The sequence below is a fragment of the Qipengyuania sp. B-5 genome, from assembly GCF_056857815.1.
Map to the genome: position 1 here is coordinate 84,202 of NZ_JBSXNU010000033.1, position 9,923 is coordinate 94,124.

General features: G+C 62.9%; 13 protein-coding genes. 8 read left to right on the forward strand and 5 right to left on the reverse strand.

Features of this window, described 5'->3' with window-relative positions; genetic code table 11:
* Positions 1-2: 2 nt before the first annotated feature.
* The 4 genes from AC13CE_RS04435 to AC13CE_RS04450 form a co-directional block, all read right to left on the reverse strand.
* Positions 3-833 (reverse strand): glutaminyl-peptide cyclotransferase, encoded by an 831-nt coding sequence (locus AC13CE_RS04435; RefSeq protein ID WP_482971625.1) that lies wholly within the window; start codon positions 831-833, stop codon positions 3-5.
* Positions 834-890: 57 nt separating this feature from the next.
* The gene (locus AC13CE_RS04440) at positions 891-1,412 is read right to left on the reverse strand and encodes a DUF937 domain-containing protein (RefSeq protein ID WP_482971626.1); all 522 of its coding nucleotides are present in this window, start codon (positions 1,410-1,412) and stop codon (positions 891-893) included.
* 13 nt (positions 1,413-1,425) lie between these two features.
* The gene (locus tag AC13CE_RS04445; protein WP_482971627.1) at positions 1,426-1,746 is read right to left on the reverse strand and encodes a hypothetical protein; all 321 of its coding nucleotides are present in this window, start codon (positions 1,744-1,746) and stop codon (positions 1,426-1,428) included.
* Between the two features lie 136 nt (positions 1,747-1,882).
* A complete protein-coding gene (locus AC13CE_RS04450) occupies positions 1,883-3,472 on the reverse strand; it encodes a phosphoenolpyruvate carboxykinase (protein WP_482971638.1) in 1,590 nt (529 codons plus the stop codon).
* Positions 3,473-3,655: 183 nt separating this feature from the next.
* Here AC13CE_RS04450 and AC13CE_RS04455 point away from each other — a divergent pair, with 183 nt between their 5' ends.
* The 7 genes from AC13CE_RS04455 (at position 3,656) to AC13CE_RS04485 (ending at position 8,910) form a co-directional block, all read left to right on the forward strand.
* Positions 3,656-4,405: a response regulator transcription factor gene (locus AC13CE_RS04455; RefSeq protein WP_221540385.1), complete on the forward strand. Its 750-nt coding sequence runs from the start codon at positions 3,656-3,658 to the stop codon at positions 4,403-4,405.
* Positions 4,398-5,966: a sensor histidine kinase gene (locus AC13CE_RS04460; protein WP_482971628.1), complete on the forward strand. Its 1,569-nt coding sequence runs from the start codon at positions 4,398-4,400 to the stop codon at positions 5,964-5,966. The genes AC13CE_RS04455 and AC13CE_RS04460 overlap by 8 nt, the downstream gene beginning before the upstream one ends.
* On the forward strand, positions 5,963-6,421 hold the full coding sequence (locus AC13CE_RS04465; RefSeq protein WP_221540388.1) for an HPr kinase/phosphorylase: 459 nt from the start codon (positions 5,963-5,965) through the stop codon (positions 6,419-6,421). The genes AC13CE_RS04460 and AC13CE_RS04465 overlap by 4 nt, the downstream gene beginning before the upstream one ends.
* The gene (rapZ, locus tag AC13CE_RS04470; RefSeq protein ID WP_482971629.1) at positions 6,418-7,314 is read left to right on the forward strand and encodes an RNase adapter RapZ; all 897 of its coding nucleotides are present in this window, start codon (positions 6,418-6,420) and stop codon (positions 7,312-7,314) included. The genes AC13CE_RS04465 and rapZ overlap by 4 nt, the downstream gene beginning before the upstream one ends.
* A gap of 72 nt (positions 7,315-7,386) precedes the next feature.
* A complete protein-coding gene (locus AC13CE_RS04475; RefSeq protein WP_221540417.1) occupies positions 7,387-7,812 on the forward strand; it encodes a PTS sugar transporter subunit IIA in 426 nt (141 codons plus the stop codon).
* Positions 7,809-8,087, forward strand: coding sequence for an HPr family phosphocarrier protein (locus tag AC13CE_RS04480; RefSeq protein WP_482971630.1), 279 nt, complete (start codon positions 7,809-7,811; stop codon positions 8,085-8,087). Before AC13CE_RS04475 ends, AC13CE_RS04480 begins: the two co-directional genes overlap by 4 nt.
* A gap of 1 nt (position 8,088) precedes the next feature.
* Positions 8,089-8,910 (forward strand): TrmH family RNA methyltransferase, encoded by an 822-nt coding sequence (locus AC13CE_RS04485; RefSeq protein ID WP_482971631.1) that lies wholly within the window; start codon positions 8,089-8,091, stop codon positions 8,908-8,910.
* A 53-nt stretch (positions 8,911-8,963) separates the two neighbouring features.
* Here the strand turns inward: AC13CE_RS04485 and AC13CE_RS04490 are convergent, their stop codons facing one another.
* Positions 8,964-9,428: a hypothetical protein gene (locus AC13CE_RS04490; protein ID WP_482971632.1), complete on the reverse strand. Its 465-nt coding sequence runs from the start codon at positions 9,426-9,428 to the stop codon at positions 8,964-8,966.
* Positions 9,429-9,584: 156 nt separating this feature from the next.
* Between AC13CE_RS04490 and AC13CE_RS04495 the strand changes: the two genes are divergently transcribed.
* Positions 9,585-9,923: transposase (locus AC13CE_RS04495; RefSeq protein ID WP_482971633.1), on the forward strand; the 339-nt coding region annotated here is incomplete at its 3' end.

The window sequence follows — 9,923 nt, forward strand, 5'->3', positions numbered from 1 at the left end:
CCCTAGCGGACCCTTGCGTCGGTCTCGATCAGCCTGATCTCGAATACGCTGGGCCAGAGCTTGCCGGTCACGAACAGGCGACGCGTGTCGGCATCCCACGCAATGCCGTTGAGCACCGCGTCCGTGCCGGAAACTGGCACGGAGCCTACAATGTCCTGCAGATCGACGAGCTTCTTCACCACCCCGTCCGCTGGGTCTATCGCCACAATGAAGGGCGACATCCAGATGTTGGCGTAAATCAGCCCGTCGATCATCTCGAGCTCGTTCAGACGGCGCAAAGGCCGTCCGTTGAGCGTCACTTCGACCGAGCGGCGCACTTCATAGGTCTCGGGGTCCAGCACGCGCAAAGTGGCGCTCCCGTCGGAATGAATCAGGCCTTCCTCGAAGGATGTGAGTCCCCATCCTTCGAGCGGAAAGCCCTCATGCGAAGCGACAGGTTCGAGCGTATCGGCATCCCAGCGATGGATCGCCCCGTTGCGCCAGGTCAGGGTCACGAACTCGTCCTCCCACAGGGCGATGCCCTCGCCGAACTGGTCGGCAGGGATGGCGCGTTCCTGCTTCGCCTCGCCCGTTTCGAGATCGACCTCGCGCACAACCGACTGCCCTTCCTGGCCGGTGCTTTCGAACAGAGATCCGTCGTGCCACAATATCCCCTGCGTAAAGGCGCTGTCATCGTGTGGGTATTCGGCCACGATCCGCGCGGTAAATACCACCGGCCCGGTATAGGCGGGTATTTCTGCAGCCTGGCCCGCAGAGTCGGTGTCCTGGGCTGCTGCGGGCGCGCAAGGCAGCATCAGCAGCCACAGGACAGAAAAGGCAGCTCGACCGAACATATGCTGCGGTACTTGCAACCTTTCGCTTAGCGCAGGATTAAGCGGACAGCCTTTCGGTCAGCGACCCGCGAGCCCGCCGACAATCGAGCCGAGGATTCCGCCAAGGCCGCCCTGCTGCGAGCCGGAGCCACCACCCGCCTGCTTGGCCATATAGCCGGCCACCGCCATCGCCAGGATCGGCAGCATCTTTTTGAGCAGCGCCTCGTCGATGCCCGTAACCGCCGAAACCTCGCTGGCCACGCCGCGGCTGACGCCCTTGCTGCCGAAAATCTGGCCCAGGATGTCGTTACCCGGCTGGGTCGGGGTCGGATCCTGCTGCAACACCTGGTCGAGCAGGATGCCACCGAGGCCCCCCAGCCCGCCGGCCACCCCGCCGCCAGCACCGCCGGCTAGACTGCCGAGAATATCGCCGAGGCCACCACCCGCGGGTGCGGCCTGCGTGGTGGTTCGCCCGAAGCCGGCGACGATCGCGGGCAAAAGCGCTCCGGTCGCCGTTTTTGCAGTGGCCGGATCGATATTGAGTTCGCGTGCCATGGAATCGACCACGCCGCTCTGCTGGAGTACCTGGCTGAGGTTCATTTCAAGGCTTCCTTCAGTTCTTTCCGAAGAACTTGCCGGCGATGCCCGCAATGTCGTCGAATGGATTGCCATCGTGATCGGCATCGAGAATCTGGGTAAAGCGTGCCAGCGAGCCTTCGCCTCCGACCTGCCCCACGATCTGGTTCAGCAAGCCGCTATCGAGCCCGGTCTTGCCAGCCGCCAGCTCGACCGTATCGCCATCTTCATGATGCGCCTCGCCCAGTGCAGCGATGGCCTTTTCCGCGGTTGCAGCGTCGATACCCAACTTTTCCGCCATGTTCTTGACCGTGGGATGATCGTGCGCGGCGCCCAGTAATTGGTCGAAAAGGCTCATGGTCATTCTCCTGATTGTTGCGACCCGCGCCCCTTCTGACCCATCGCCGCTACAAATTAAAGCCCCCGGTCCGCACTCGTGAGCGCGGCCGGGGGTCTCCTCTCCAACTCTATGCCCGAACGGTCAGGCTATATCGTCAAGCGGCTTCGGGAGCCGCATCCCGCACGCCCTGGTCGACATGCGCAGCGAACGGTTCGAAATTGTCGACGAACAGCTGCACCAGCTTGTGTGCGGTACGGTCGTATTCGTCCTTGTCCGCCCAGGTCGTACGCGGGTCGAGAATCTGGCTGTCCACGCCGGGAACGCTGATTGGAACTTCGAAGCCGAAGTTCGGGTCCTTGCGGAAGTCGGCGTCGTTCAGGCTACCGTCGAGCGCAGCATTGAGCAGAGCGCGGGTGGCCTTGATCGGCATACGCTGGCCAACGCCATACTTGCCGCCGGTCCATCCGGTATTGACCAGCCAGCACTGCACGCCGCCTTCGGCAATGCGCTTCTTGAGGAGGTTGCCATAAACGCTCGGGTGGCGCGGCATGAAAGGTGCGCCGAAGCAGGTGCTGAAGGTCGCTTCGGGCTCGGTCACGCCGATTTCCGTACCGGCGACCTTGGCGGTGTAGCCGGAAAGGAAGTGGTACATGGCCTGGTCGGGCGTAAGACGTGCAATCGGGGGCAGCACGCCGAAGGCATCGGCGGTCAGCATGATCACATTGCTGGGCGGCGGGCCCATGTTCTCTTCCGATGTGTTCGGTATCGAGGACAGCGGATAGGCACCGCGCGTATTCTCGGCCAGACTGTTGTCGTCGAGGTCGATCTCGCCATTCTCGTCCATCACCACGTTTTCGAGCACGGTATTTTCCATACGCGTGGTGGCATAGATTTCCGGCTCGGCCTCGGGATTGAGGCGGATCATCTTGGCATAGCAGCCGCCTTCGAAATTGAAGACCGCCGTGTCCGACCAGCCATGTTCGTCATCGCCGATCAGCGTGCGGCTGGCATCGGCGGACAGCGTGGTCTTGCCGGTGCCGGACAGGCCGAAGAACACCGCGCTCTTGCCGTCGGGGCCGATATTGGCCGAACAGTGCATCGGCATCACGCCCTTGGGCGGAAGAAGGTAGTTGAGGATGCCGAAGACGCTCTTCTTCATTTCACCGGCATATTTCGTGCCGCCGATGAGGATGAGTTTTTCCTCCAGGTTGACGGCGATCACGGTTTCGCTGCGGCAGCCGTGACGTTCGGGATCGGCCTTGAAGCTCGGCAGGTCGATAATGGTATATTCGGGTACGAAGCCTTCCAGTTCTGCCGCGGTCGGGCGCACCAGCAGCGTGCGGATGAACTGGTTATGCCAGGCAAGCTCGTTGATGACGCGCACGTTGACGCGATATTCGGGCTGCGAGCCGCCGAAAAGATCCGCCACGAACAGCTCCGCCTTGTCGGCGACCGCTTTCATGAAGTCTTCCTTCAGAGCGGCGAAATGATCCGGGGTCATCGATGCATTGTTGTCCCACCACACCGTATCCTCGGTTTCGGCATTGCGGACGATGAACTTGTCCTTCGCGCTGCGACCGGTGTGCTTGCCGGTCTCCACGACCAGCGGCCCATGCTTGGCGCGGCGGCCTTCGCCGCGCTCGAGCGCGGCGGCAGTCAATTCTTCCGACGTCAGGTTGGGGTGGATGGTCACGGCAGTCTCGATGCCCTGCGCGGCAAGCGAGTGGGAAAGCTCGGTAGTCACTGAAATCTCCAGCGCAAATGAAGCGGGTTCGGTCTCGGGAATCGCCGCGCATACGAATGCGCGCCCTTCGCCGTCGCCAATAGTCCCAGCTTGCAGCAACGTCAAATGTACGGCGATGGAATCCACTTTCCATACGCCTGTTCGCGTTGTCTTGCCCGAAGAACTGCGTTAACCGCCTGACTTATGGAAAGTGAAGCCGGACAGGGCGCTACGCCGCAGGAAGACGATCGCACGGTCATCGCACTGGTCGACGACGACCGCAATATCCTTACCACCGTATCGATTGCACTGCAGGCGGAAGGCTACGCCACACGTGTCTATTCCGACGGTGAAGCCGCACTTTCCGCCCTGCTGGGCAATCCGCCCGATCTTGCCATCTTCGATATCAAGATGCCCAAGATGGACGGGATGGAACTGCTTCGCCGCCTGCGCGAACACTCGCCTCTCCCGGTCATCTTTTTGACCAGCAAGGATGATGAACAGGACGAGGAAGCGGGCCTGCAGATGGGCGCGGACGACTACATCGCCAAGCCTTTCAGCCTGCGCCTGCTACTGGCCCGGATCCGCGCCATCCTGCGCCGGAGCGACGCGCGGCGACCTATGCCGATCGAGCCGGGTGAGAAGCCCGCCGAGGTTATCGAGCGCGGTCGGCTCCGCATGGACCCGGCACGTCACCATGTGACCTGGGATGACAGGCCGGTCTCACTCACCGTGACCGAGTTCCTCCTGCTGGAAGCGCTGGCCCAGCATCCGGGCGTCATCAAGAGCCGTAACCAGTTGATGGACGCCGCCTATCCGGACGATGTCTTCGTCGACGACCGCACGGTGGACAGTCACATCAAGCGGATGCGCCGCAAGTTCCGGAGTGTCGATGGCGAGTTTTCCGCAATCGAAACGCTCTATGGCGCGGGTTACAGCTTCAGCGATGGCTAAAGCGAAGAGCGTCCTCCGGGGCGATCCGCGGCTTGAAAAGCTGCGCTGGTCAGGGCGGCTGTCGCTCACCAGCCGCATCCTCTTCGTCAACGTGCTACCGCTCGTGCTCTTGGGTGGCGGAGTTCTTTACCTCGACAGCTATCGCAAGCAATTGCTCGACGAACGGTTCAAGCTCGCGCTGGTCGAGGCGCAGATTACCGCCGAAGCCCTGGCAGGCGCCACGCCGCAGCGGCAGGAAGCCCTGCTGATCCAGATCGGCAAGGAGCAGCGGCTGCGAATTCGGGTCTATGGCCCCGCAGGCAATCTGGAATCCGACAGCTTCCAGCTCGCCCCTCCCAGCTTCGACCTACCCGAGCCCTCCGAAGTCGACCAGACCGATTTTGCACTCCGGACCGATCGCTGGTTCGACCGAGTGGTTGGCGCGCCCGCCCTGCCCGACTATCGCCAGCCTGAGATGGACAGTGTCGATGCCTGGCCCGAATTGGTGCGCGCACGCGAGGAAAGCCTCACCCAGATCGTGCTCCGCGACGCGCCCGACGGAACCCATGTCATCAATGCCGCCGCCCCGGTCGGTCTCGACGGCGATACGCTGCTAATCACGCGCAATCCGGTCGATATCACGCAATCGGTACGCGAGGCGCGCACGACTGTTGCAATGGTCGTGCTTCTGTTCCTGCTGGTTTCTACCCTGCTCAGCTTCTTCCTCGCGCAGACCATCGTGCGCCCGCTCCGCGAACTGGTTCAAGCCGCCGTGCGCGTGCGCCAGGGGCGCGACCGGCAGGTCGAGGTCCCCCGGCTGCCCGACCGGCGCGACGAAATCGGCATGCTGGCACGCGCAGTCTCCGACATGACCGCCGCCTTGCGCCACCGGATCGATGCGGTCGAAAGCTTCGCTGCGGATGTGGCGCACGAGATCAAGAATCCCCTGGCATCGCTGCGCAGCGCGACCGAATCGCTGGCCAAAGTGGACGATCCCGAATTGCGCGATCAGCTGCTCGATATCGCTACGCACGATGTACGCCGAATCGACCGGCTGGTTACCGAAATTTCCGACGCCAGCCGCATCGACGCTGAAATGTCGCGGACCGAATTCGAACGGGTCGATATGGCTGAATTGCTGCAAAACACCGTCGCCAGCCGCGAGGAACGCGGGGAAAACGAAGGTCGCAAGATTACCATTACTACCAAGGGAGAGGCCCATGTCGTGTTCGGTGTCGGCATCCGCCTGGAGCGGATCATCGAGAACCTGCTCGACAATGCGGTGTCCTTTTCCCCGGCAGGTGGCACTATTGACGCGCAGCTCGTCCGGCGCGAAGGGCGATGCGTCCTGACGATTTGCGACGAAGGTCCGGGTATACCGGAGGAAAAGCGAGAGAAAGTGTTCCACCGATTCCACTCCGACCGCCCCGAGGGGGAGGATTTCGGCAACCATTCCGGCCTCGGCCTGGCAATCGGCCGTACAATCGCCGATGCGCATGAAGGCACGCTTCACGTCGAAGGCCGCCCCGACGGGCGTAGCGGAGCCTGTTTCGTACTCGATTTACCGGCGGCTCCTCGATGAAGACCAGGCTGCCCAATGTCACGGCGGTTGCCATCGACGGACGCGCGCTGCTGATCGCCGGTGAGTCCGGCGCGGGGAAATCGTCACTGGCTCTCGCGCTTATCGACCGCGGCGCAACGCTGATCGGCGACGACGGTCTGATCATCGACGAGGTGGACGGCCATCCGCTGGCCTGCCCGCCCAAGACTACGCGCGGCCTTCTGGAGGTGCGTAATGTGGGCCTCGTCGAACTACCGACCTGCGAGGCTCCGATCTCGTTGGTACTCCAGCTGACCACCCTTGCGCCGCGCTATCCGATGGAACTCGCCAGGACGACGCTGGGCGGTGTCGGTGTACCCGTCCTCCTGTTCCGCCCCGGGGATGCAACGCAGGCGCTGCGCGCGGAATTCGCGCTCGGCAAACACGGTATGGCCGTTCCGCATGGCGAACACGGCGACCGAGAAGGGGCACAGTGACCGAATCGCCATCAATCCAGCGCATCCTGCTGGTCACCGGAATGGCGGGAGCAGGCAAGACCACCGCGCTGCACGCGCTGGAAGATCTCGGCTGGGAAGCGATCGACAATTTCCCGGTTCGCCTGCTCTCCAGTCTCGTCGATGCCGAAACGGAGCAGCAATCCCCCATTGCCATCGGATTCGACTCTCGTACCCGTGGTTTCGTACCGGCGGAAATCATCGACCAATGCCAGGCCCTTGGTGCCCGAAGCGACGTGGAACTCACCACCCTTTTCATCGACTGCTCCGACAAAGAGCTGGAACGTCGTTATAACGAAACCCGCCGTCCGCACCCAATGGCGCGCGAGCGGACCGTGGCGGGAGGCATCAGGGCTGAACGCGAATTGCTGGAGCCGCTGCGCAACTGGGCAGAATTGCTGATCGATACCGGCGATTTTGCTCCCAATCAGTTGCAACAGGTGCTGCGGGAGCGGTTTTCGACGGGTGGAGCCGGGAACATGACGGTGACTGTTTCCAGCTTCGGCTTTGCCCGCGGAATGCCGCCGCTGGCAGACCTGTTGTTCGACATGAGGTTTCTCGACAACCCGCACTGGGTGCCCGAATTGCGAGAGCTTACCGGACTCGATCCTGCCGTCGCCGCTCACATCGAGAAGGATCCCGGTTTCGCCCCCGCCTTTTCACAGATTTCGCAGACCCTGCTCGATCTGCTGCCCCGCTACGCAGCGCAGGATCGCGGCTATCTCAACATTGCCTTCGGGTGTACCGGGGGGAGACACCGTTCGGTTTACAGTGCGGAACGGGCAGCCCAGGTCTTGCGCGGGGCTGGATTTTCGCCCACGGTCATACATCGGAACCTGAGAAACCGGCCCGCCGATCCGCTCGAGCGCAGCTGAGATTCGCAAACCAAGCGATGGTTGATTAAAGAGCCTGAAACCTTCGGAACGCGCAACGGACGCACTTCACGCATGATCGGAATGATCCTCGTCACCCATGGCAGACTGGCCGAACACTTCATCGACGCGATGGAGCATGTCGTCGGCAGCCAGGAAAGTGTGGCCACCATCTGCATCGGCCCCAATGACGATATGGAACAGCGGCGCAAGGATATCGCGGATGCGATCTCCACTGTCGACACGGGCGACGGTGCCATCATCCTCACCGACCTGTTCGGGGGCACGCCCTCGAACCTCGCGATTTCACTACTCGATGCCGGACGGATCGAAGTCATCGCCGGGATCAACCTGCCGATGCTCATCCGCCTGGCCGGAGCGCGCAAGAGCATGAACGTGGTCGATGCCGTCCATGCCGCGCAAACCGCAGGACGCAACTACATAACCGTCGCCAGCGAATTCCTGGGGCAGGACCTCGACAGCGCGCGGAAGGCAAGTTGAGCGAAGCGCGCAAACAGGTCGAAGTTGTAAACCAGCGCGGGCTTCACGCCCGGGCGAGCGCCAAATTCGTGGGCGCGGTTGCCGAACTCCCCAACGGGTGCAGGGTACGGGTGGCCAAAGGCAGCAACGAGGCCGCGGGCGGCTCGATCCTCGGGCTGATGATGCTGGGCGCAGCGAAAGGCGACACGATCGAAATCATCGTCGAGGGCGAAAATGCCGATGCGGTGATGGCCGAACTGTCCGCCATGGTCGAGGGCGGCTTCGGGGAGCCCTGACATGGCTGCACATCGCCGGGTCATCACCGGTTTTTCCAACCCCTCGGTCAAGGCGCTGCGCGCCCTGCGCGAAAAGAAGCACCGCAAGCGTGAGGGCAAGTTTCTCGCCGAAGGGCTGCGACTGCTCACCGATGCGCGCGAATGCGGCCATGTGCCGGAGACACTGGTGCTCGCCGACCGGCGCGATCCGCATCCGCTGCTCACGGCGCTGGAAGCTTCGGTCGAGGCCAGCGGCGGCGAGGTGATCGAGACCTCGCCCGAGATCCTTTCCAAGATCACCGGCAAGGACAATCCGCAGGCTGTCGCAGGAGTATTCGCCGAATTCGATACTTCGCTCGGAAACCTGGACCGTTCGAGTGCCGACATCTGGCTGGTCGCGCAGGCACTGCGGGATCCCGGCAATCTCGGCACCATGCTGCGCACCGGCGATGCCATCGGTGCCGGCGGGCTGATCCTGATCGACGATTGTGCCGACCCCTTCAGTGTCGAGGCGGTGCGCGCCAGCATGGGCGCGGTCTTTACGCAGCGGATCGCCCAGGCGGAGTGGAGCGAATTCGAAGCCTGGTTGCGCGCAGGCGCCGAAGAGAATGGGGGCCAGCTCGTCGCGGCGAGCCTGCGCGATGCACAGCCCTATCGCGGCGCGCCCTATACCGCCCCCTGCTTCGTCATGGTCGGCAATGAAAGCCGCGGCCTGCCCGAAGAATATGAAATGGCATGCGATCTGCGCGTCACCATGCCGATGAAGGGCCGGGCCGACAGCCTGAACGCAGCGGTCGCGGCGGCGGTTCTGGGTTATGAGGTGCTGGCAGCGCTCGACGGGTAGCGGCTGTAACCATCGGTGGACCGCCGACCGGGGTGAAAATAAAAACTTTCCCCTCACCGCCTGAGGCCCTGCAATTCGGGCCAGGAGCCGATCCTTCCGTGCCGCCGCAAAAGCCGGAGAAGCGCGGAATCGTCGGGTTTGCGGCGGATCCCGGCCATCCTCCCGCGGTAGATCACCGGCTGGACGAGCCCGGTTTCCATCCGCCGGAACAGCTCCGCATTCGTAACCTTCCGTCCGTCCGGTTTCGGCTTCGGACAATGACCCGTTCCCGGCGGCGCCAGCACCCGGTCCCAGGCATGTGCGAAGCCCTGCGCCCCGTCACGCTTGCGCAGGCGATAGGCGCTCATGCGCGACATCCCCACGCCGCGCGCTGCAGCAGCTACCGACCCGGTGACATAGAGCCGCGCTAGAAACTCGCATTGCCGCTCAACGCTCCACCCGTCGCTGCGCGTGCGCAGCGGCACGGGGTTGAAGAACGGCGGACGACGACGGCGGCGATGGGCGGGTGGTTTCGGCATCTGCAATGGCGGAGCAGAAACGCGTCGTGTAGGAAAATCGTTTGTCCGGTTTGGGGTGTATTCTGTTGAAAAACTCCTCTTGCGAAGAGGGCGAACCGCTGATTGTGCTTTGCACGCCTTCGGCTCCAGTGATCTTCGTAATCAGGAGATTGGCTGATGATGGGCGAGCGAACGGTGATGCAGGAGGCGCTGTTCTACAGCTTCCGCATCGAGGATCATGTGCCGCAGGATCACCTGCTGCGTTCGGTCGACCGGTTCGTCGATCTGACGGGTATCCGAGAGCACCTGAAGCCGTTCTACAGCGCGACCGGGCGGCCTTCGGTTGATCCCGAGCTAATGATCCGGATGCTCCTAATTGGCTATTGCATGGGCATACGCTCGGAGCGCCGCTTGTGCGAGGAGGTGCACCTCAACCTCGCCTATCGCTGGTTCTGCCGGCTCGATCTCGAGGGGTCGGTGCCCGATCACTCCACCTTCTCCAAGAACCGGCACGGC